Origin of the sequence: Duganella sp. CF517 (genome assembly GCF_900110275.1) — a bacterium.
Classification (GTDB): Bacteria; Pseudomonadota; Gammaproteobacteria; order Burkholderiales; family Burkholderiaceae_D; genus Rugamonas.
The window spans coordinates 993,689-1,014,072 of record NZ_FODC01000002.1 but is presented as its reverse complement, the minus strand read 5'-3'; the positions used below and the strand labels follow the sequence as shown (position 1 = coordinate 1,014,072).

Below are 20,384 nucleotides of genomic sequence, written 5' to 3'. Positions count from 1 at the left end.
GACATCTTAACCAAGGAACTGTATGAGACTTGTGCGTTACGGCCGTCCCGGCAAAGAGAAACCAGGCCTGATCGACGACGAAGGCAAACTGCGCGACCTGTCCGGCGTGATCGACGACATCGGCCCCGAGCAGCTGTCGGCCAAGGCGCTGCGCAAGCTGGAGAAAATTGCGCAGGCGTCGCTGCCGCTGGTGCGCGGCAATCCCCGCTACGGCGTGCCGGTCGCGCGCGTCGGCAAATTCATCGGCATCGGCCTCAATTATTCGGACCACGCGGCCGAAATCGGCATGCCGCCGCCGAAGGAGCCGGTGGTGTTCATGAAGGCCGTCACCTGCGTCAACGGCCCGGACGATCCGGTGATGCTGCCGCAAGGGTCGAAGAAAACCGACTGGGAAGTGGAGCTGGGCGTGGTGATCGGCACGCGCGCGCGGTACGTCAGCGAAGAGGACGCGCTGAAATACGTGGCCGGCTACTGCGTGGTCAACGACGTCTCGGAGCGCGCCTTCCAGCTGGAGATGGGCACGCAGTGGGACAAGGGCAAGGGCTGCGACACTTTCGGCCCGATCGGTCCGTGGCTGGTGACGCAGGAGGACATCTACGACGTGCAAAAGCTCGACCTGTATCTCGATCTGAACGGCAAGCGCATGCAAACCGGATGCACCGAAACGATGGTGTTCTCGGTGGCGCAGATCATCAGCTACCTATCGAAGTTCATGACGCTGGAGCCGGGCGACGTGATCGCCACCGGCACGCCGCCGGGCGTGGGCCAGGCGCGCAAACCGCAGCGCTTCCTGAAAAAAGGCGACACGCTGCGCCTGGGCATCGCCGGCTTGGGCGAACAGCAGCAGGACGTCATCGCCTGGCAAGCGCGCTAAGCTTGCTGTCATCAACGCCGGGGTCAAGTCTGTCATTCGGACACGGGTTCAACCGTCGCAGTGGCTTTACCGACGGGGTCGTGTCCGAATGACAGACTTGACCCCGATGTTGCGTTGTTTACAGCACGCTGGCGAACGCCCGTTTGACGGCATCGGCTAGCCGCGTGGTGATCTCGGCCAGCTCCGCCTCGGTGCTGGTGAACGGCGGCGCCAGCAAGATATGGTCGCCCAGCCGGCCGTCGATGGTGCCGCCCATCGGATATACCATCAACCCCACCGCCATCGCCTGCTCCTTGATCGCCGCGTGCAGCTTGAGCTCCGGATCGAACGGCGCCTTGCTCTCGCGCTCCTTGACCAGCTCCATGCCGATGAATAGCCCGCGCCCGCGAATGTCGCCCACGTGCGGGTGCTCGCCGAACGCCTCGCGCAGCATGCGCCGGAACGCCGCGCCGCGCACCGTCACCTCGCCCAGCAGGTTGTCGCGCTGGATCACCTTCTGCACCGCCAGCGCGGCGGCGGCGGCGATCGGATGGCCCATGTAGGTGTGGCCGTGCTGGAACGCGCCGCTGCCCTCGCGCAGGCGTGCGACGATGTGGTCGCGCGCCAGCACCGCGCCGATCGGCTGGTAGCCGGCGCCCAGGCCCTTGCCCAGCACCACCAGGTCGGGCAGCGCGCCCTCCTGCTCGAACGCGTACAGCGTGCCGGTGCGGCCCATGCCGCACATGACTTCGTCGGCGATCCACAGGATGCCGTACTGGTCGCACAGCTGGCGCACGCCGCGGAAGTAGCCCGGCGTCGGCGGCACGGCGCCGGAGGTGGCGCCGACCACCGTCTCGGCGCAGAAGGCGATCACGCGCGACGGCCCGGCGGCCAGGATGCGCGCCTCCAGCTCGCGCAGCAAGCCGTCGGTGTAGTCGTCGACGCTCTGGTCCTTGGCGCGGTGCCGGTATTCGTAGCAGGGCGACACGCGCGGCACGTTCATCAGCAGCGGCTCGAAGGGCCGGCGGCGCCACTCGTTGCCGCCGATGGCCAGCGCGCCTAGCGTGTTGCCGTGGTAGCTCTGGCGGCGGGCGACGAAGACGCTGCGTTCGGTGTCGCCCGCCTCGACGAAGTACTGGCGCGCCAGCTTGAGCGCCGTCTCCATCGCCTCCGAGCCGCCGGAGACGAGGTAGACGTGATCGAGGTCGCCGGGGGCGTCGTTGGCCAGGCGGGTGGCCAGTTCCTCGGCCGGCTCGCAGGTGAAGAAGGCGGTGTGGGCGTAGGCGTTGCGGTCGATCTGGGCGTGCATCGCGGCCAGCACGTCGGGGTGGCCGTGGCCCAGCGACGAGACGGCGGCACCGCCGCTGGCATCGAGATAGCTATTGCCCCGGCTGTCGCGCACCGTCAGCCCGGAGGCACTGACGGCCAGCGGCGGCGGGCGGCGCAGGTTGCGGTGGATGATGTGGCTCATGGCGTCCTTTCTGGCGTGGGGAAGAGTGTGACCGACAGCAGAAGATAGCGCCGATCGGCTTGTATTCCCTTGATAAATGCCTGAACATAAGTAAATTGTTTCCCAAAGCCACAAGGAAGAATGTTATGAACGATCGACTGGGCCCGATTCCCTTCGCACACATGAGCGCGAGCCAGCAGGTGGCGGCGCAGGCGGTCATCGACGGTCCGCGCGGCGCGTTGTACGGGCCGTTCGTGCCGCTGATCCGCAGCCCGGAATTGATGGCGGCGGCGCAGCGCATGGGCGAGTACCTGCGCTACCGCAGCGCCATCGGCACGCGGCTGACGGAGCTGGCGATCCTGGTGACGGCGCGCCAGTGGAGCCAGCAGGTCGAGTGGGCGATCCACGAGCCGATCGCGCGCGACCATGGCATCGGCGACGGCGTGATCGCGGCGATCGCGGCGCGCCGGCGACCCGGGGACATGGCGCCGGACGAAGCGCTGGTGCACGACTTCTGCGTGATGCTGCACCAGCGCCAGCGGGTCGATGACGACACGTACGCGGCGGCGTTGGCGATGTTCGGCGAGCACGGCGTGGTCGATTTGATGGGGATCAACGGCTACTACACGTTTCTGGCGATGGTGATGAACGCGGCGCAGACGGAGGTGCCGGCATCGGCCGCCGTGCCCTTGCCGGAATAGTTTTATACTGGTGCCTAACGTTCAAGGAGATCGTCATGGCGGAAATCAATGTGAAGGAGGCGGTGAAAGCTGCCAAGGGCGCGTTGCTTGAGTTATACGAGGACGATCCTCCGAAGGCGATGGCCTTGGAGGAGATCGAGAAGATCAAGGATAACGGGCGTGAGCTGTGGGCGGTAACGCTGGGCTTTCTACGGCACAATGGGGTGGACGTGCAAACCCCGAACACTATCGGCGCCATCTTTAATCCTGCGCCCAGCCACATCGAACATCGCGTTTATAAAACTGTTTTTATCGATGCTGCTTCGGGTCAGTTCGTCAAAATGGATATTCGGCAGGTATCGTAATGTCGAGCCTGGAGCAACAATTGCTCAAGTTGGTCAGTAAGCATAGCGCGCGTGGCATTCTTATTGATACCAATGTCTTGCTGCTATACCTATTCGGCAATCTGTTGCCGTCGGCGATAGGCCAAAAGCGGTTGTCCAAATATGGCACGCAGGATGTGGACCTCGTATCCCAGTTTGTCGGCCGGTTCGGCCAACTTCTCACCACGCAGCATGTACTGGCGGAGACGAGCAATTTGGCCAGACAGATCATCGGCGGCGGGCTGAGACATGAACTGTCGTTGCGGCTGCATCCCTTGTTTTGTTTGGAAAAACCCGGCTCGCTCAAGTCCTGCAATGTGGATGGCGCAGCGATCGATGCCGACCTGTTTGCGCGGCTAGGGTTGACCGATGCCGGTCTGACTTCTTTGGTGCAGGCCGACACCTTGTTGTTGACGGACGATCTCGATCTATACGTTTCCGCTGTCTCGGCTGGTGGTGACGCCATTAATTTTACGCACATGCGCGAGGCCGCAGGCACCGTGTAGCGCTAGAATGGCGCTTCAAATCATCTTGTTCTGAAGCACAATGTCACCGTCAATCATTCCTCATTTTTCACGCTTACAATCCACCTTGCCCCCCGATGGCCCCGGGTTCAGCGCCGTGGTAGTGCAAGACGGCGAGATCGTCTTTGAGTTGCATCATGGTTTGGCGTCGCTGGAGCTGGAGGTGCCGCTGTCGGCCCGCTCGGCGTACTACCTCGCCTCGGAGTCCAAGCAGTTCATGGCGGCGGCGATCCTGGCGCAGGTGCGCGCCGGCGCGATCGGGCTCGATGACGACGTCCGCGCCTACTTGCCGGAACTGGCCGGCTTCGAACAACCGTTCGCGTTGCGCGGCCTGCTCAACCACAGCAGCGGTATCCCAGACTACTTCCAGTTCCTGCAATGCCAGCGCGGCCGCCACGACGACGACTACTTCTGCAACGCCGACATCCTGGCGCTGATCGCGCGCATGGATACGGTGGCGTTCCCGAGCGGCAGCGCGCACCGCTACAGCAACAGCAATTACATCCTGCTGGCGGCGCTGCTGGAACGCTTGACGGGGCAAACGGCTGCGCGCCACGTACGCGAGACGCTGCTGCTGCCGCTGGGGATCACGCGCATGGGCTTCGACGACGATCGCGGTGCCGTGCTGCCGCAGCGCGTGGCCAGCTACGAGATCGACGAGGCGCGCCCGGGCGGCTACCGTCAGCACCTGGGCAACGCCAACACGGTGGGCGACGGCGGCATCTATGCCAGTACCGGGGAACTGGTGTTGTGGGAGCGCGAATGGCACCGCCAATGGGCGCAGCCGGACAGCCTGCTGCAGGCGATGCTGCAACCGTCGCCGCTGGCCGACGGCACGGTGCCGGACTACCGCTTCGGCCTGGAATGGACCCGGCGCGGCGGCCAGGACGTCATCTTCCACGGCGGCTCGCTATGGGGCTTTCACACGCTGCTGCTGCGCCTGCCGCAGCAGCGCATGTCGGTGATCCTGCTCTCCAATTCCGACCGCGTCGAGCCGGACTGGGATCAACTGGCCGACGCCGGTATCAGAGAATGCGCTTGAGCCAGGCGCTGATGTCGACGATCTCCTGCTGGCACAGCGAGTGCTGCATCGGATACTCGTGCCATTCGACGTCGTAGCCGAGCTGCTTCAGCGCGTCGCGCGACTGCTCGGCGCGTGCCAGCGGCACCACCGGGTCCATGCGGCCGTGCGCCATGAAAACCGGCGTGGCCAGGCTTTCCCTGGTGTGCTCGGCGCCGGCCTTGGCGGCGATCGGCAGATAGCCCGACAGGCACATCATGCCGGCCAGCTTTTCCTTTTGACGCAAGCCGGTTTGCAACGTCATCGCCGAGCCTTGCGAGAAGCCGGCCAGGATGATGCGCGAGGTGGGAATGCCGCGCGCGTTTTCGCGGGCGATCAGCGCTTCCACCTTCAGCTGCGAGGCGCGCAGGCCCGCTTCATCCTCCTGGCGACCCAGGTCGCTGGCGACGATGTCGTACCACGAGCGCATCACGTAGCCGCCGTTGACCGTGACCGGCATCGTCTCGGCGTTGGGGAAGACGAAACGGATCGGCGGCAAGCCGCGCAGGTCGAGCTCCTGCGGCATCGGCGCGAAGTCGTTGGCGTCGGCGCCCAGGCCGTGCATCCAGATGATGGCGACACTTGGATTGGCGCCGGTTTCTTTTTCGATCGTTTGCAGCAGCGTGCTCATGGGGCTCCTTGGGGATGCGGATAGTCGTTGGGCGAAATATAGCAGGCCGGCGGCCCCGGCGGCGCCCAGCCAGCGGCGGCGCCTCGGACCCGGTGGGCGCGGGCCGGCCATCGGGTGTCGCTTCAGGCGGCCGGCTGCGGGCGCAGCGCGGATTTGGGACGGAACGCCTTGCACACGGCCGGGTCGGTTTCCATGTACGGGCCGCCGATCAGATCGATGCAGTAGGGCACGGCGGCGAAGATGCCGCCAGTAATGATCGCGCCGTCGGCGTCCTTCAGTCCGCCCAGCGTCTCGGCGATGGCCTTCGGTTGCCCCGGCAGGTTCATGATCAGCGCCGCGTGCCCGGGCGTCTCGCGGATCACCGCGGTCTGGCGCGACAGGATCGCGGTCGGCACGAAGTGCAGGCTGATCTGGCGCATCTGCTCGCCGAAACCGGGCATTTCCTTGGTGCCGACGGCCAGCGTGGCCTCCGGCGTGACGTCGCGCCGCGCCGGGCCGGTGCCGCCGGTGGTCAGCACCAGGTGGCAGCGGTCGATGTCGACCAAATCGGTCAGCGTCGCTTCGATCAGCGCCCGTTCGTCGGCGATCAGGCGGGTTTCAAGCCGATAGGGGGTGGTCAGCGTGCGCGCCAGCCAATCCTCCAGCGCCGGGATGCCCTGGTCTTCATAGACGCCGCCGCTGGCGCGGTCCGAGACCGACACCAGGCCGATGACCAGCAATTGCGCCGGATCGACGGCGGTGACGGCGTCGGTGGTGGTATTACTTGTCATCTATTACTCGTCATCCTGCTCGTCGTCGACCGCGTTGTCGCTTTCGTCGGTGGCCGCCTGCTTCTTCTTGCCGTCGATCTGCTTGAGGATCTGGAAGATCTCGCGGTAGGCCTTCGGCGGCTTGTTCTCGGCCTGCTCCTTGCGGGCGTTGCGGATCAAGGTGCGCAGCTGCTGCACGTCCAGTTCCGGGTTCTCCTCCAGCAGCACGGTCAGCGCCTTGTCATCGGCAAGCAGCTTGTCGCGGCGGCGTTCCATCGCGTGCATGGCGGCCGTCTCCGACTTGGAGGCGCCTTTCCAGCTGTCGATGGCTTTCTGGATCTCGGCCACTTCGTTCTCGTCGAGGGTGCGCATCTTCTTGCCGACGAACTGCATCTGGCGGCGGCGGCCCTCGTGGTTGGTGATTTGCTGGCACTCGAGGATGGCGTCGCGCACGTCCTCGGGCATCGGCACGCGCTTGACGCGGTCACGCGCCGCTTCGACCAGCGTTTCGCCCATTTTCTGCAGGGCGTCGGACTGGCGCTTCATCTCGGATTTGGAAGGGCGTTCGTATTCTTGCTCGAATTCGGTGGAGCTGAAGCCGACCGCGCCGCGATTTGGATTTACCATAATATCAACTTTCGGTGGGGCGTGTACCTGCCCCTGTAAACTGTAAACGACTGCTATGATAACTGTTTTAGCGGCCAACCGACGAAAACAGCCCATGAGCGATACCCATTTCACCCACACCCAGGACCAGTTAAGGCAGCTCGCGCGCGATGTGCTGGCGTTTGCCAAGGCGCAGGGCGGCACCGATTGCGCCGTCGAAATCAGCGAAGGCAGTGGTCTGTCGGTGTCGGTCCGCAAGAGCAAGATCGAGACGATCGAGCAAAACAAGGACAAGGGGATGGGTGTGACGGTGTTCATCGGCCAGCGGCGCGGCAACGCCAGCACCTCCGATTTTTCGCCGGCGGCGCTCAAGGCGACGGTGGAAGCAGCCTACAACATCGCCCGCTTCACCGCCGACGACGATTGCGCCGGCCTGGCCGACGAGGACATGCTGGAAATGTCGCCGCGCGACCTGAAGCTGTTCCATCCGTGGGATTTGAACACCGAGCAGGCCGTGGCGCTGGCCCAGCGCGCCGAGGCGGCCGCCTTCGACGTCGACCCGCGCGTGACCAATTCCGAAGGCGCCAACGTGCATGTGCAGCAGTCGCATTTCGTGTCGGCCAACTCGCGCGGCTTCATCGGCGGCTATCCGTTCTCGCGCCACACGCTGTCGGTGGCGCCGATCGCCGGCAAGGGCTCCAAGATGCAGCGCGACGACTGGTATTCGTCGGTGCGCGACGCCAAAAAAATGGCGTCGCCCGAGTCCATCGGCCGTTACGCCGCCGAGCGCGCGCTGGCGCGCCTGAACGCGCGCACGATCGATACGCGCACTTGCCCGGTGCTGTTCGAGGCGCCGCTGGCGGCCGGTCTGCTGGGCGCGTTCGTGCAGGCGACGTCCGGCGGCGCGCTGTACCGCAAGTCGAGCTTTTTGATCGATTCGCTGGGCAAGCAGGTGCTGCCCAAGCATGTGCAGATCATCGAGGACCCGCACATCGTCGGCGGCGTCGGTTCGGCGCCGTTCGACGACGAGGGCGTGCGCACCGCCCGGCGCGACGTGGTCAAGGATGGCGTGGTGCAGGGCTACTTCCTGTCGACCTACACCGGCAGGAAACTAGGCATGAAGACCACCGGCAACGCCGGCGGTTCGCACAACCTGTCGCTGACGTCGACCTCGACCAGGAAGAACGACGACTTCGTGGCGATGCTGAAAAAAATGGGCACCGGCCTGCTGGTGACCGAGTTGATGGGCCAGGGCACCAATTACGTGACCGGCGACTATTCGCGCGGCGCGTCCGGCTTCTGGGTCGAGAACGGCATCATCCAGTATCCGGTCGAGGAGATCACCATCGCCGGCAATATGAAGGACATGCTGGCGCAGATCGTCGCCGTCGGCACCGATACGCTGGTGCGCGGCAACAAGGAAACCGGCTCGATCCTGATCGAGAACATGGTGGTGGCCGGCGGCTGACGTTCCGCCGCCCGCGCTACTCCCGCTTGCAAAGCCGGCTGGACGGCAGGCCGCAGGCGATCAGCCGGCCGACGTCGGGATTGTCCAGGTATTCCAGGTGGGCGCGGTCGGGGCGTTCAAGCAAGCCCAGCCATGTCGGCGCGTTGGACACGAGGATGTTGTAGACCGTGACTTCCTCGCTGGCGTAGCGCTCCACCGGCAGCGTGTACGACAACAGATCGTTGGGATCGGTCAACGCCACCAAGGTCAGGCGCCGATCCAGCAGGGAACGGGGCCGCCTTGCCCGGCGCTCTTGCAACAGCACCTGCAAACTATCGGGCGGAACCGGCACAGCCTGGATGAACGCGCCGACACCCCCTGATCCAATCTGCTGCTCGGCCAGCGACAGCAGCGGCGCCGGATTCGCCGCCATCACCAGAAAGCGCAAGCGGTCGACTGCGCGCCGCGCCAGTTGCGATGCAGGCGAGCCGGCTTGCTCGTGCGTCATGTTGAGCAACGTATCCCACAGGATCTTGCTGCCCAGGCTCTCCGACACCACCATCAGCGGCAGGCCGGCCGGCGCGTCGCTGGCGGCCAGCACCTGCAAGATCGCGTCCCGCATGCGGCGCTGGATGTCGTCGCGCGCCACGCCCTGATAGATCAAGGGATCGGGCAGGCAATCGTCGATCAGCACATCCTTGACGCGGGCGTTGATGCGCGCGCGGATGAACGGATACGGCGGCTCGCCCGCGCAGATGGGCGACTTGTCGGTCTGGTCGTAGCATAGCTGGCGTTTGAGCGGCACCGTCAACGGCGACCAGATCAGCGCATCGAAACGCAAACGGCCGGCCGGGGTCTCGACCGTCGACGGCACGATCTGGATCTGCGGATCGACGGCGGCAAAGGTCGGTGGCCTGGCGCCTGGCGGCGTGGTGGCGTCCGTCAGCGCCCGCGTCAGTTGGCCGACCACGTGCGCCGCCCAGCCGGCGTCGTGCGTGCACATGCCGTGCACCAGCAACACGTCGGCGACTCGGCCTTCGGCGCCCGCGGCGAGATCGATCAGGCCGGGAAACTGCGGGTCGGGTTCGACAAATTGTGGCGGCCGGTAGGGTGTGCCGCAGGCGCCCAGCAGCAACACGGTCGCGGGCAATATGGCGCACGCGAGCGCGCGGCGCATCGACGATATCAAGGTGATCATGCTGAACCTCCCGAAACGGCACGCGGGATGCGCCGTATGAGGTTCAGTGTATTTTTCCCTGCGACAGGCACATTGTCGCGCCGCAGGGCTTGGGCTCAAGCGCAGCTCAAGCGCAGCTCAAGCGCCGGCCGGACCGCCATGGCGGCGGTCCGGGTTTTCAGCGTTACTGCTGCGCCAGCAGCGACTGCAACACCGGCTGCAACACCGCGCGGCCCAGCTCGGCGCTGCGGGCGCCGTTCCAGCCCGTGTCCGGGTCCGGATCGTTGGCGTTGTCCTTGAACGGCAGCTCCACGGTCAGCGACAGGCAGCCGAACGCGTGGGTGATGTGCGGCGAGCCCATCGTCAACGTCTCGGGCGTGTACGGCGTTTCGCCGTAGCCATATTCGTCCTGGAAGTCCGGGCTGGCGATCAGGAAGTTGTCGATGAAATACTGTTGCGCCTCGGCCTGATCCGCCGTGAAATTGGGCAACGACTCGCTGCCGGCCACGAACACGTACGGCAAGCCTTCGTCGCCGTGGATGTCGAGGCACAGGTCGCAGCCGATTTCCAGCATCTTGTTCTTGACCAGGAACACTTCCGGGCTGCGTTCCATCGTCGGATTGAGCCATTCGCGGTTGAGGTTGGCGCCGGCCGCGTTGGTGCGCAGGTTGCCGCGCACCGAGCCGTCCGGATTCATGTTCGGTACGACGTAGAACACCGCTTCCTTCAGGCACTGGCGGCCGAACGGATTGGCCGGGTCGAGCAGGGCGTCGACCATGCCTTCGACAAACCACTCGGCCATCGTCTCGCCCGGATGCTGGCGCGCGATGACCCATACCTTTTGCTCCGCTTCCGGATCGCCGATGACCAGCATGTTCAGGTCGCGGCCGTCGATGGTGCTGCCCAGGTCGACCTGCTTGACCAGCGGCGACAGTTGCGCGTTGTCCAGCAGCGCCAGGTGGCGTTCCCACGAGTACGGCTCGAAATAGGCGTAGTAGACGCTGTCGTATTCCGGCGTGTGGTTGATCGTCATGACCTGGCCGTCATAGGTGGTCGGCACGCGGAACCAGCTGTCGCGGTCGTAGCTGGCGACGGCCTGGTAATCCTTCCAGCCGTCCGGGTAGGCGGCCGAACCGGCGTTGAGGAAACGCAGGTTCAACGGCGTGGCCTGGGCGCCCTGGACGCGGAAATAAAACCATTGCGTGATGTCGGCGTGGGAATCCTTGCGGATGTTCAGGTCGATGGCCGCCGGATCGTCGGCGCGCACGACTTCGATGGCGCCGGCGTCGAAGTGCTGGCTGATTTTGATAGACATTGCGTAAGTCCTGGTGGATTCAGTGTAAAGAGTATTTTTGCACTTTTGGCGCAGTGCCGACATCATACAGGCTCGCGGCGGCGCCGGGCGCCCGCCGATGGACGGCTGGTCAAAGTGCGCCTGCGCCAGCGCAAGCCGGAGCGCGGCCGGTTTGCTAAGTTGAAGTGACTTCAACGCCGCGCAGGAGCCCGCCATGAACCCGCCGCTATTCCAGGCCGACGACTTCCGGTATTACTTTTTCGCCCGTGGCGACAAGCGCATGCACATCCACGTCTCGCACCCGGACGGCACGGCCAAGTTCTGGCTCGAGCCCGATGTGGCGCTGGCGTGGCACACCGGCTTATCGAACGGGCAACTGCGCGAGGCCGAGCAATTCATCGCCGACCATGTTGTGCAAATGCGCCAGATCTGGCGCACGTGGCTACGCTAGTGCTTACCCCAGGCCGCCAAAGCGGTCGAAGAACGCCGGCTCGGCGGCGGGCGCGGCGTCATCCTCGCGCCGCAACACCGCTTCGACATGCCGCTCGGCGTCCGCATAGACGGCTTGATAAACGCCGCGCGCCAGCTCATAGGCCAGCGCGCCCGGCCACGGCGTCGGCAACAACTCCACCGGCAGTTGCGGATCGTGCAACTGCACGCGCCGGTAGGCGTGGATCAACAGTGTCCGTATCACAAACGCCTGCTCCGGCGTCGGCTGCGCGTCGCCATCTTGCCCGCGCAGCGCTTCCAGCAGCGGCTCGAAGCGCTGGATGAATCCCTCGTATCCCAGCGCGACGTCGCTGACATCCCAGCCGCTGGCGACCAGATCGCTCAACGGCCGGCCGGCGACGCGCTCCATCGACTTGGCTTGCACCACGAACAACTTCCCGGCCACGCCCAGCCGCTTGAGCAGCTCGTTGAGCGCGCCGCCGTCGGCCGCCGGATGCCCCATGATGCCGGGCGCGATCACGCTATAGCCTTCCCACAGCAATTCCTTGCGCACGGCGCTGCGCTCGGCCGCGTTGAGCGCGCCGTCGCCGTTCAGCACCAAGGTCCAGCTGCCATCCCAATGCACGTTGAGCGGCGCATAGATGCGGCGGTAGGCGTGCACGAAGCGCGCCATCGCGTCCGGCGTGATCGCGTACGAACTGCGCCGGCCATCTCGCTGTGCGCCCAGCCAACCTTCCTGCGCCAGCCGGAACACGGACGTGCGCAGCAGCCGGTCGTTGACGCCGAACGGCGCCAGCAGCTCGATCAGGCTGCCGAGCCACACCATGCCGCCGTGCGGCACGATGGCGTCGCCGAAGATGGTCACCACCAGCGACTTCGAGCGCGGCGGATCGCCGGCAAGGCAATTCGCTATCCAATCGGAATAATTCATAGGCAAACGTCGGGTCTTTTCATGGAAACAATAGTTTACTTTGCCCCGGCCGCGGCGCAGCATTTATTTGTGGCCGCTTGTGGCCTCTTTCTCTCGGGATACTCTATTCTAATATGATTCAAAAAAATCGTAGCAAAATCAGATTGCGTATCGTAATATGATGTGACACGAGGAGACAGCTATGTACGCACAAATGGTGGAAACCGGCCTGAGCACCGTACGCACGGCCGACGACATGGCCGCCGACGAGCGCGCCTTCCAGGCCCGCATCGACGACGGCGTCAAGATCGAAGCCAAGGACTGGATGCCGGACGCCTACCGCAAAACCCTGATCCGCCAGATTTCGCAGCACGCGCACTCGGAGATCGTCGGGCAGCTGCCGGAGGGGAATTGGGTCACGCGCGCGCCGACGTTGAAGCGCAAGTCCATCCTGCTGGCCAAGATCCAGGACGAGGCGGGCCATGGCCTGTATTTGTACAGCGCCGCCGAAACCCTGGGCGTCTCCCGCGACGAGTTGCTGGCGGCCCTGCACAGCGGCAAAGCGAAGTATTCCAGCATCTTCAACTACCCGACCCTGTCGTGGGCCGACATGGGCGCCATCGGCTGGCTGGTCGACGGCTCGGCCATCATCAACCAGATTCCGTTGTGCCGCTGCTCGTACGGACCGTACGCCCGCGCCATGATCCGCGTCTGCAAGGAGGAGTCGTTCCACGCCCGCCAGGGCTACGACATCATGATGTCGCTGGCGCGCGGCACGCCGGAGCAGAAAGCGATGGCGCAGGACGCGCTCAATCGCTGGTGGTGGCCGTCGCTGATGATGTTCGGTCCCTCGGACGCCGAATCGGTCAACAGCGCGCAATCGGCGCAGTGGCGCATCAAGCTGTTCTCCAACGACGAACTGCGCCAGCGCATGGTCGACCAGACCGTCCCGCAGGCGGAGTTCCTCGGCCTGACGGTGCCGGACCCCGACCTGAAATTCAACGCGGAGACGGGCCACTACGAATTCGGCGCCATCGACTGGAGCGAGTTCCACAATGTCTTGAAGGGCAACGGCCCATGCAACCGCGAACGCCTGCGCACGCGCGTCAAAGCCTGGGAAGACGGCGCATGGTTCCGCGAAGCGCTGGTCGTCCACGCCGAAAAACATGCCGCTAAAGCCGCCGCCTGAGTCGAATCACCCACGGCGGATTGGCGAAGCGTATTCGGCCAAGCGCCGCCACCAGAATAAAAAGTTGAGGAGCACAACATGAGCAAAGAATGGCCCCTGTGGGAGGTGTTCATCCGCAGCCAGCATGGCCTGGCGCACAAGCACGTGGGCAGCCTGCACGCGCCGGACGCCGAAATGGCGGTCAACAACGCGCGCGACGTCTACACGCGCCGCAATGAAGGCGTCAGCATCTGGGTGGTGCGCGCCGCCGACATCGTCGCCAGCAGCCCGGGCGACAAGGGCGCGCTGTTCGAGCCGGCCAACAGCAAAGTCTATCGCCACCCGACCTTCTTCCCGATGCCGGCCGAAGTCAAGAACCTGTAAGCGGAGCTTAGCGTGGACACCAAAGTAAACTATCTGCTGCGCCTCGGCGACAACGCCCTGATCCTCAGCCAGCAGCTCTCGCAGCTGTGCGGCAAAGGTCCCGCGCTGGAAGAGGACATGGCGTTGACCAACGTCGCGCTCGACCTGCTCGGCCAGACCCGCCTGTGGTACGAATACGCCGCCGAACTGGAAGGCGCCGGCCGCGACGAGGACAAGCTGGCCTACCACCGCGACGCCCACGATTTCAAGAACTGCCTGCTGCTCGAACAGCCGAACGGTAACTACGCCGACACCATGATGCGGCAGTTTTACTTCGACACCTGGCACTACTTCCTGATCGAAGGTCTGACGCGCAGCGCCGACCCGCGCATCGCCGCCATCGCCGAGAAGTCGCTCAAGGAGGTCACGTACCACCTGCGCCGCAGCGGCGACTTGATCGTGCGCCTGGGCGACAGCACCGAGCTGGCGCACGCGCGCACGCAGAGCGCCGCCGACGAGCTGTGGATGTACAGCGGCGAAGTGTTCGCCTACGACGCCATCGACAACGCCATGGTGGAAGAGGGCATCGCGCCGCCGGCCGACGAACTGCGCGCGCACTGGCTGGCGCACGTGGCGGAGATCTTCGCCGAGGCCACGCTGACCATGCCGGCGGCCGACGCCTGGATGCAAAAGGGCGGCAAACAGGGACGGCACACCGAACACCTGGGCTACATCCTGGCGGAGATGCAGTTCCTGCAGCGCGCCTATCCCGGCGCCGAGTGGTAGGAGTGTCGCGATGACAGCCGCCGTTGTGGAAGCCCCCGTGTTGAGCGCAGCCCAGGTCTGGTCCTGGCTGGCCGAGGTATCCGATCCCGAGATCCCGGTCATTTCGATCGTCGACCTGGGCATCGTGCGCGACGTGCGGCTGGACGATGCGGTCTGCACGGTCACCATCACACCGACATATTCAGGCTGCCCGGCGATGCAGGTCATCGCCGACGCGATCACCGAGGCGCTGCACGCGCATGGCGTCCCGGATGTGCGCCTGCAAAACCAGCTCTCGCCCGCCTGGACCACCGACTGGATGAGCGAGGAGGGCAAGGCCAAGCTGTCGGGCTATGGCATCGCGCCGCCGGCCGAACAGGTGATCGACATCAGCGGCCTGCGAGCTGGGACGCGCGGCGGCGCGCTGGCGGCCATCTCGCGCAGTCCGCGGCCGCGTGTTGCCATCGTATGTCCCAACTGCGGCTCTTCCCACACCGGGATCACCAGCCAGTTCGGCTCGACGCCCTGCAAGGCGCTGTACAAGTGCCTGGATTGCCGCGAGCCTTTCGACTACTTCAAGTGCCACTAACGACCATGAGCAAATTCCACCCGCTGACCGTCTCGCAAGTGCGCAACGAAACGCGCGACACCATCGCCGTCACCTTCGCCGTGCCGCCCGAGCTGCAAGACAGTTTCCGCTTTCAGCAAGGGCAGCACCTGACCCTGCGCGCCATCATCGATGACGAGGACGTGCGCCGCTCGTACTCGATTTGCTCGGCCGTCCACGAGGGTGCGCTGCGCGTTGCCATCAAGCGCACGCAGGGCGGGCTGTTCTCCAGCTGGGCCAACGAATCGATCAAACCCGGCTTGACGCTTGACGTCATGCCGCCGATGGGGCACTTCAACGTGCCGCTGGATGCCGCCAACCACAAGCACTATCTGGCCTTCGCCGCCGGCAGCGGCATCACGCCGATCCTGTCGATCATCAAAACGACGCTGGCGGCCGAACCGCACAGCCGCTTCACGCTCTTTTACGGCAACCGCGCTTCGTCGTCGGTGATCTTCAAGGACGAACTGTCGGACCTCAAAGACACCTACATGGATCGCCTGAAGCTGGCCTACGTCATGAGCCGCGAGCAGCAGGACATCGAATTGTTCAACGGCCGGATTACCAAGGAAAAATGCGCGCAGTTCCTGCGGCATTGGGTGCGCGTGGACGACATCGACGTCGCTTTCATCTGCGGCCCGGAGGACATGATGCTGGGCGTGTCAGAGGCGTTGCAGGAAGCCGGCATGCCGAAGTCGAACATCAAGATCGAACTGTTCGCCGCGAGTATCCCCAAACACCAGCACAAGCCGCGCGCGCTCGATCCGGCAGCGGCGCGCCATGAAACCGAGGTCACCGTCATCATGGACGGTAGCGCCAGCAGCTTCACGATGGACCAGGACAAAGAGTCGCTGCTCGACGCCGGCCTGCGCGCCGGTATCGACATGCGCTATTCCTGCAAGGGCGGCGTGTGCTCGACCTGCCGCTGCAAACTGCTCGAAGGTAAAGTCGACATGGACGTCAACTACGCGCTGGAAGACTACGAGATCGCGCGCGGCTATGTCCTCAGCTGCCAGAGCTTCCCCATCACCGACAAAGTCGTCATCGACTTCGACCAGGCCGAATAAAACGGAGACGCCATGAACTACGAGAACATCCTTTTTGAGATCACCGACGGCATTGCCCAGCTCACGTTGAACCGTCCCGATAAGCTCAATAGCTTCACGCAGGCGATGCACGACGAGGTGCGCCACGCTGTCAATAAAGTCGGCGGCGACAAGAGCGTGCGCGTATTGATCCTGACCGGCGCCGGACGCGGTTTCTGCGCCGGCCAGGACCTGTCCGACCGCGCGGTGGAGCCGGGCGCGCGCGCCGTCGACCTGGGCGACTCGGTCGAGAAGAACTACGCGCCGCTGGTGCTGGCGCTGCGCGGCTTGCCGATGCCCGTCATCTGCGCCGTCAACGGCGTGGCCGCCGGCGCCGGGGCCAATCTCGCGCTGGCGTGCGACATCGTCCTCGCCGCCAAATCGGCGTCGTTTGTCGAAGTGTTCTGCAAACTGGGACTGATTCCGGATACCGGCGGCACCTACTTCCTGCCACGCCTGATCGGCAGCGCGCGCGCGATGGGCCTGACCATGCTGGGCGAGAAACTGAGCGCCGAGAAGGCCGAAGCCTGGGGCCTGATCTGGAAGGCCGTGCCGGACGAGGAGTTGGCCGCCGAGACGATGGCCATGGCGCGCCATTTCGCCACCGCGCCGACCAAGGGGCTGGCCTTCACCAAACAGGCGCTGTACGCCAGCCCCCACAACACCTTGCAGCAGCAGCTGACGCTCGAATGCGGCATGATGAGCGAACTGGGTCGCACCGAGGACTACCGCGAAGGCGTCGCCGCCTTCATGGAAAAACGCGCACCGCAATTCCAGGGGAAATGAGCATGGCAGCTTTGAGCAAGGACCATCTGGTCGCCGTCATCGGCAGCGGAGCGATGGGCGCCGGCATCGCGCAGGTGGCCGCCGTCGCCGGCTACACCGTCAAGTTGTACGATACCCGTCCCGAAGCGGTGGCCAAGGCCATCTCCGATATCGCGCTGGTGTTCAACAAGCTGGTGGCGAAGGAGCGCATGAGCGCCGTCGCCGCGGCCGCCGCCATCGCCCGCCTGCGGGCCGCCGTCACGCTGGACGACGTGGCCGGCGCGGGGCTGGTGGTCGAGGCCATCGTCGAGAACCTCGACGCCAAACGCGGCCTGTTCGCGCAGCTGGAAGCGATCGTAGGCGACGACTGCATCCTCGCCACCAATACGTCGTCGATCTCGGTCACCGCCATCGCCGCCAAGCTGCGCAAGCCGGAGCGCCTGGTCGGCATGCACTTCTTTAATCCGGTGCCGTTGATGGCGCTGGTCGAGGTGATCAGCGGCCTGGCGACCGACGCCGCCGTCGCGCAAGCCGTGTGCGACACCGCCGCCGCGTGGGGCAAGAATCCCGTGCACGCCAAGTCGACGCCGGGCTTCATCGTCAATCGCGTCGCGCGGCCGTTCTATGCCGAAGGCTGGCGCCTGCTCAGCGAGCAAGCCGCCGATGCCGCCACCATCGATGCCGTCATGCGCGAAGCGGGCGGGTTCCGCATGGGGCCATTCGAGTTGATGGACTTGATCGGACATGATGTCAACTTCGCGGTCACGCAGTCTGTGTTCCACGCCTACTTCAACGATCCGCGGTTCACGCCGTCGGTGCTGCAGCAGGAGATGGTCAACGCCGGATATCTCGGTCGCAAATCGGGGCGGGGTTTTTATAGTTACGGCGATGGCTCCACCGCCTTGCCGCAGCCTCAAACCGAGCCTGCGCGGCCGGTTCCGGAATTCGTCAGCTACACCGTCGAGCAGGGCGCGAAGGCCGGCGCGCCGCGTGTGGCGGGTAGCTCCGTGGCCGATGCGCTGGCCGAGCGTCTGCGTGCGGCTGGCATCACCGTCACCCATCGCCAGTCGCCCGAGGCGCGCGGACACGCCGCCGGTGCGGACGGCGCGCCGGCGTTTCACTGCAACGGCGCGGCGGTCTACCTGACCGACGGCCGCAGCGCCACCGAGCGCGCGCGCGACAACCAGCATCCGGATACCGTGTTGTTCGATTTGTCGCTGGATTACGCGAGTGCCACCCGCATCGCCGTCACTTGCGCCGATCAATGCTCGCCGGCCGCTTATCAGTCGGTGGTGGGGCTGTTCCAGGCCGCCGGCTTCGCCGTGACGCGGCTGGACGACGTTCCCGGCATGGCCGTCATGCGCACCGTCGCCATGCTCGCCAACGAGGCGGCGGATGCCGTCAACCAGGGTGTTTGCAGCGCCGAGGCGGCGGACATCGCCATGCAAAAGGGCGTCAACTATCCGCGTGGACCGCTGGCGTGGGCCGATGCGATAGGCATAGGCCAGATCGTGACCGTGTTGACCAATCTCGCCGCCAGCTATGGGGAGGAACGCTATCGCGTCTCGCCACTGCTGCGCCGCAAGCACGCCAGCGGAGCGGTTTTTCATGCATAACCCACATTCCTCGTCTGCGGTCCCGTCGTCCGCCGATGCGCAAGCATTGGCGGAAAAGGTCGCCGACGCGATGTTCTCGCGCGATCCCGCCTCAAAGGGGCTGGGCATGACGATCAACGCGGTCGGTCCCGGTCGCGCCATCATGTCCATGACGATCCGCGCCGATATGCTCAATGGGCACCAGAGCTGCCATGGCGGCTTTATCTTCACGCTGGCCGACAGCGCTTTTGCCTTCGCCTGCAACAGCTACAACCTGAACACCGTCGGCGCGGCCTGCACCATCGATTACCTGGCGCCGGGCAGGCTGCACGACGTCCTCACGGCCGAAGCGGTGGAGCTGGCGCTGAGCGGCAAGAGCGGCGTCTACGACGTCAAGGTCAGTAATCAGGAAGGCCGGACGGTTGCCCTGTTCCGGGGTAAGTCGTTGAGGGTCGGCGGCGAAGTCATATAAAAAATACGGAGGAGACACCGATGGTCCAACGCATCCCCGAACTGTCCGAGCTGGAACCGATCGAGCGCGCCAGCAAGGACGAGCTGCAAGCCTTGCAGCTGCAACGCATGCAATGGTCGCTGAAGCACGCCTATGACAACGTCCCGCACTACCGCGCCGCCTTCGACGCCGCCGGCGTGCATCCGCACGACCTGCGCACGCTGGCCGATATCGCCAAGTTTCCGTTCACAGGCAAGAAGGAACTGCGCGACAACTACCCGTTCGGCATGTTCGCCGTGCCGCGGGACCGCGTGGTGCGGGTGCACGCGTCTAGCGGCACCACCGGCAAGCCGACGGTGGTCGGCTATACGCAGAACGATATCGACACCTGGGCCAACGTGGTCGCGCGATCGATCCGCGCGGCGGGCGGGCGTCGCGGCGACATGGTGCACATCTCCTATGGCTACGGCTTGTTCACCGGCGGCTTGGGCGCGCACTATGGCGCCGAGCGGCTTGGCTGCACGGTCATTCCCATGTCCGGCGGCCAGACCGAGAAGCAGGTGCAGTTGATCGAGGACTTCAAGCCGTCGATCATCATGGTCACGCCGTCGTACATGTTGAACATCATCGAGGAGTACCAGCGCCAGGGGCTCGATCCGGCCGCCAGTCCGCTCAAGGTGGGCATCTTCGGCGCGGAACCGTGGACCGACGCCATGCGCGCCGAGATCGAACGGCGCGCCGGTATCGACGCGGTCGACATCTACGGGCTGTCGGAGGTCATGGGACCGGGTGTCGCCAGCGAATGCATCGAAAGCAAAGACGGTCCGGTGATATGGGAGGACCACTTCTACCCGGAGATCATCGATCCCGAAACGGGAGAGGTGTTGCCGGACGGTGAGGAGGGCGAGCTGGTATTCACGTCGCTGAGCAAGGAGGCGCTGCCGATCATCCGCTACCGCACGCGCGACCTTACGCGGCTGCTGCCCGCCACCTCGCGCTCGATGCGCCGCATCGGCAAGATCACCGGCCGTTCGGACGACATGCTGATCATCCGGGGCGTCAACGTCTTCCCGTCGCAGATCGAAGAACTGATACTCAAGATGCCGAAACTGGCGCCGCAATACCAGTTGATCGTGTCCCGCGACGGCCATCTGGACAAGCTCGATGTGCTGGCCGAACTGCGCGCCGAAGCCGGCGACCTGCCGGCCGGCGAAGACGAGGCGCTGGCCCGCGAGCTGGAACAACGCATCAAAACCAACGTCGGCGTCACCACCAAGGTGCGGGTGATGGCGCCCGACGGCATCGAACGCACGCTGACCGGCAAGGCGCGGCGCGTGGTCGACCAGCGGCCGCGCGACCGGGCCTGAGGAG

The 20,384-nt window shown here is 65.0% G+C and carries 23 protein-coding genes; 16 read left to right on the top strand and 7 right to left on the bottom strand.

Annotated features, from left to right (window positions below; genetic code table 11):
* The first annotated feature begins 22 nt into the window (after nt 1-22).
* Nucleotides 23-874 (top strand): fumarylacetoacetate hydrolase family protein, encoded by an 852-nt coding sequence (locus BMX85_RS11555; RefSeq protein ID WP_090317358.1) that lies wholly within the window; start codon nt 23-25, stop codon nt 872-874.
* Between the two features lie 118 nt (nt 875-992).
* Here the strand turns inward: BMX85_RS11555 and BMX85_RS11550 are convergent, their stop codons facing one another.
* Nucleotides 993-2,324 carry an aspartate aminotransferase family protein gene (locus tag BMX85_RS11550; RefSeq protein ID WP_090317355.1) on the bottom strand — a complete coding sequence of 444 codons (1,332 nt, stop codon included), beginning with the start codon at nt 2,322-2,324 and terminating at the stop codon, nt 993-995.
* Nucleotides 2,325-2,449: 125 nt separating this feature from the next.
* Here BMX85_RS11550 and BMX85_RS11545 point away from each other — a divergent pair, with 125 nt between their 5' ends.
* From BMX85_RS11545 to BMX85_RS11530, 4 genes are read left to right on the top strand one after another with little or no spacing between them, the layout of a single operon-like run.
* Nucleotides 2,450-3,004 carry a carboxymuconolactone decarboxylase family protein gene (locus tag BMX85_RS11545; protein ID WP_090317352.1) on the top strand — a complete coding sequence of 185 codons (555 nt, stop codon included), beginning with the start codon at nt 2,450-2,452 and terminating at the stop codon, nt 3,002-3,004.
* Nucleotides 3,005-3,039: 35 nt separating this feature from the next.
* Entirely contained in the window at nt 3,040-3,348 is a 309-nt protein-coding gene (locus BMX85_RS11540) for a hypothetical protein (protein ID WP_090317349.1), read from the top strand.
* Nucleotides 3,348-3,872 carry a PIN domain-containing protein gene (locus BMX85_RS11535; protein WP_090317346.1) on the top strand — a complete coding sequence of 175 codons (525 nt, stop codon included), beginning with the start codon at nt 3,348-3,350 and terminating at the stop codon, nt 3,870-3,872. Before BMX85_RS11540 ends, BMX85_RS11535 begins: the two co-directional genes overlap by 1 nt.
* A 40-nt stretch (nt 3,873-3,912) precedes the next feature.
* Nucleotides 3,913-4,932 carry a serine hydrolase domain-containing protein gene (locus tag BMX85_RS11530; RefSeq protein WP_090317342.1) on the top strand — a complete coding sequence of 340 codons (1,020 nt, stop codon included), beginning with the start codon at nt 3,913-3,915 and terminating at the stop codon, nt 4,930-4,932.
* Here BMX85_RS11530 and BMX85_RS11525 read toward each other — a convergent pair.
* The 3 genes from BMX85_RS11525 to yjgA all read right to left on the bottom strand — a co-directional run bounded on the left by BMX85_RS11525 (nt 4,916) and on the right by yjgA (nt 6,957).
* The gene (locus BMX85_RS11525) at nt 4,916-5,581 is read right to left on the bottom strand and encodes an alpha/beta hydrolase (RefSeq protein ID WP_090317339.1); all 666 of its coding nucleotides are present in this window, start codon (nt 5,579-5,581) and stop codon (nt 4,916-4,918) included. The two genes, BMX85_RS11530 and BMX85_RS11525, sit on opposite strands and share 17 nt — an antisense overlap.
* 122 nt (nt 5,582-5,703) lie before the next feature.
* A complete protein-coding gene (gene mog, locus BMX85_RS11520; RefSeq protein WP_090317336.1) occupies nt 5,704-6,351 on the bottom strand; it encodes a molybdopterin adenylyltransferase in 648 nt (215 codons plus the stop codon).
* A gap of 3 nt (nt 6,352-6,354) precedes the next feature.
* Complete coding sequence (yjgA, locus tag BMX85_RS11515; RefSeq protein ID WP_090317333.1) at nt 6,355-6,957, bottom strand: ribosome biogenesis factor YjgA; 603 nt, start codon at nt 6,955-6,957, stop codon at nt 6,355-6,357.
* Between the two features lie 94 nt (nt 6,958-7,051).
* Here yjgA and pmbA point away from each other — a divergent pair, with 94 nt between their 5' ends.
* Nucleotides 7,052-8,404, top strand: coding sequence for a metalloprotease PmbA (pmbA, locus tag BMX85_RS11510; RefSeq protein ID WP_090317329.1), 1,353 nt, complete (start codon nt 7,052-7,054; stop codon nt 8,402-8,404).
* 16 nt (nt 8,405-8,420) lie between these two features.
* On the opposite strand, the gene BMX85_RS11505 is transcribed toward pmbA, so the two are convergent.
* Both BMX85_RS11505 and BMX85_RS11500 read right to left on the bottom strand, forming a co-directional pair.
* Nucleotides 8,421-9,581 carry a hypothetical protein gene (locus BMX85_RS11505; protein ID WP_143067949.1) on the bottom strand — a complete coding sequence of 387 codons (1,161 nt, stop codon included), beginning with the start codon at nt 9,579-9,581 and terminating at the stop codon, nt 8,421-8,423.
* 163 nt (nt 9,582-9,744) lie between these two features.
* On the bottom strand, nt 9,745-10,875 hold the full coding sequence (locus BMX85_RS11500; RefSeq protein WP_090317323.1) for a M14 family metallopeptidase: 1,131 nt from the start codon (nt 10,873-10,875) through the stop codon (nt 9,745-9,747).
* A 193-nt stretch (nt 10,876-11,068) separates the two neighbouring features.
* On the opposite strand from BMX85_RS11500, the gene BMX85_RS11495 reads away from it, so the two are divergent.
* The gene (locus BMX85_RS11495) at nt 11,069-11,305 is read left to right on the top strand and encodes a DUF4160 domain-containing protein (protein WP_090317320.1); all 237 of its coding nucleotides are present in this window, start codon (nt 11,069-11,071) and stop codon (nt 11,303-11,305) included.
* A 3-nt stretch (nt 11,306-11,308) separates the two neighbouring features.
* Here BMX85_RS11495 and paaX read toward each other — a convergent pair whose 3' ends face one another.
* Entirely contained in the window at nt 11,309-12,235 is a 927-nt protein-coding gene (gene paaX / locus BMX85_RS11490) for a phenylacetic acid degradation operon negative regulatory protein PaaX (RefSeq protein ID WP_090317317.1), read from the bottom strand.
* 181 nt (nt 12,236-12,416) lie between these two features.
* Between paaX and paaA the strand changes: the two genes are divergently transcribed.
* From paaA to paaK, 9 genes are all read left to right on the top strand, one after another.
* Entirely contained in the window at nt 12,417-13,403 is a 987-nt protein-coding gene (paaA, locus tag BMX85_RS11485; RefSeq protein WP_090317315.1) for a 1,2-phenylacetyl-CoA epoxidase subunit PaaA, read from the top strand.
* Nucleotides 13,404-13,481: 78 nt separating this feature from the next.
* On the top strand, nt 13,482-13,766 hold the full coding sequence (gene paaB, locus BMX85_RS11480; RefSeq protein WP_090317313.1) for a 1,2-phenylacetyl-CoA epoxidase subunit PaaB: 285 nt from the start codon (nt 13,482-13,484) through the stop codon (nt 13,764-13,766).
* A gap of 12 nt (nt 13,767-13,778) precedes the next feature.
* Nucleotides 13,779-14,531 carry a 1,2-phenylacetyl-CoA epoxidase subunit PaaC gene (gene paaC, locus BMX85_RS11475; protein ID WP_090317311.1) on the top strand — a complete coding sequence of 251 codons (753 nt, stop codon included), beginning with the start codon at nt 13,779-13,781 and terminating at the stop codon, nt 14,529-14,531.
* 10 nt (nt 14,532-14,541) lie between these two features.
* Entirely contained in the window at nt 14,542-15,099 is a 558-nt protein-coding gene (gene paaD, locus BMX85_RS11470) for a 1,2-phenylacetyl-CoA epoxidase subunit PaaD (protein WP_090317309.1), read from the top strand.
* A gap of 5 nt (nt 15,100-15,104) precedes the next feature.
* The gene (gene paaE, locus BMX85_RS11465) at nt 15,105-16,184 is read left to right on the top strand and encodes a 1,2-phenylacetyl-CoA epoxidase subunit PaaE (protein ID WP_090317307.1); all 1,080 of its coding nucleotides are present in this window, start codon (nt 15,105-15,107) and stop codon (nt 16,182-16,184) included.
* A 12-nt stretch (nt 16,185-16,196) separates the two neighbouring features.
* A complete protein-coding gene (paaG, locus tag BMX85_RS11460; RefSeq protein ID WP_090317305.1) occupies nt 16,197-16,988 on the top strand; it encodes a 2-(1,2-epoxy-1,2-dihydrophenyl)acetyl-CoA isomerase PaaG in 792 nt (263 codons plus the stop codon).
* 2 nt (nt 16,989-16,990) lie between these two features.
* Nucleotides 16,991-18,583: a 3-hydroxyacyl-CoA dehydrogenase PaaH gene (gene paaH / locus BMX85_RS11455; RefSeq protein WP_090317303.1), complete on the top strand. Its 1,593-nt coding sequence runs from the start codon at nt 16,991-16,993 to the stop codon at nt 18,581-18,583.
* Nucleotides 18,576-19,034: a hydroxyphenylacetyl-CoA thioesterase PaaI gene (gene paaI / locus BMX85_RS11450; RefSeq protein ID WP_090317301.1), complete on the top strand. Its 459-nt coding sequence runs from the start codon at nt 18,576-18,578 to the stop codon at nt 19,032-19,034. The genes paaH and paaI overlap by 8 nt, the downstream gene beginning before the upstream one ends.
* Nucleotides 19,035-19,054: 20 nt before the next feature.
* Complete coding sequence (gene paaK, locus BMX85_RS11445; RefSeq protein ID WP_090317298.1) at nt 19,055-20,380, top strand: phenylacetate--CoA ligase PaaK; 1,326 nt, start codon at nt 19,055-19,057, stop codon at nt 20,378-20,380.
* Nucleotides 20,381-20,384 lie beyond the last annotated feature (4 nt).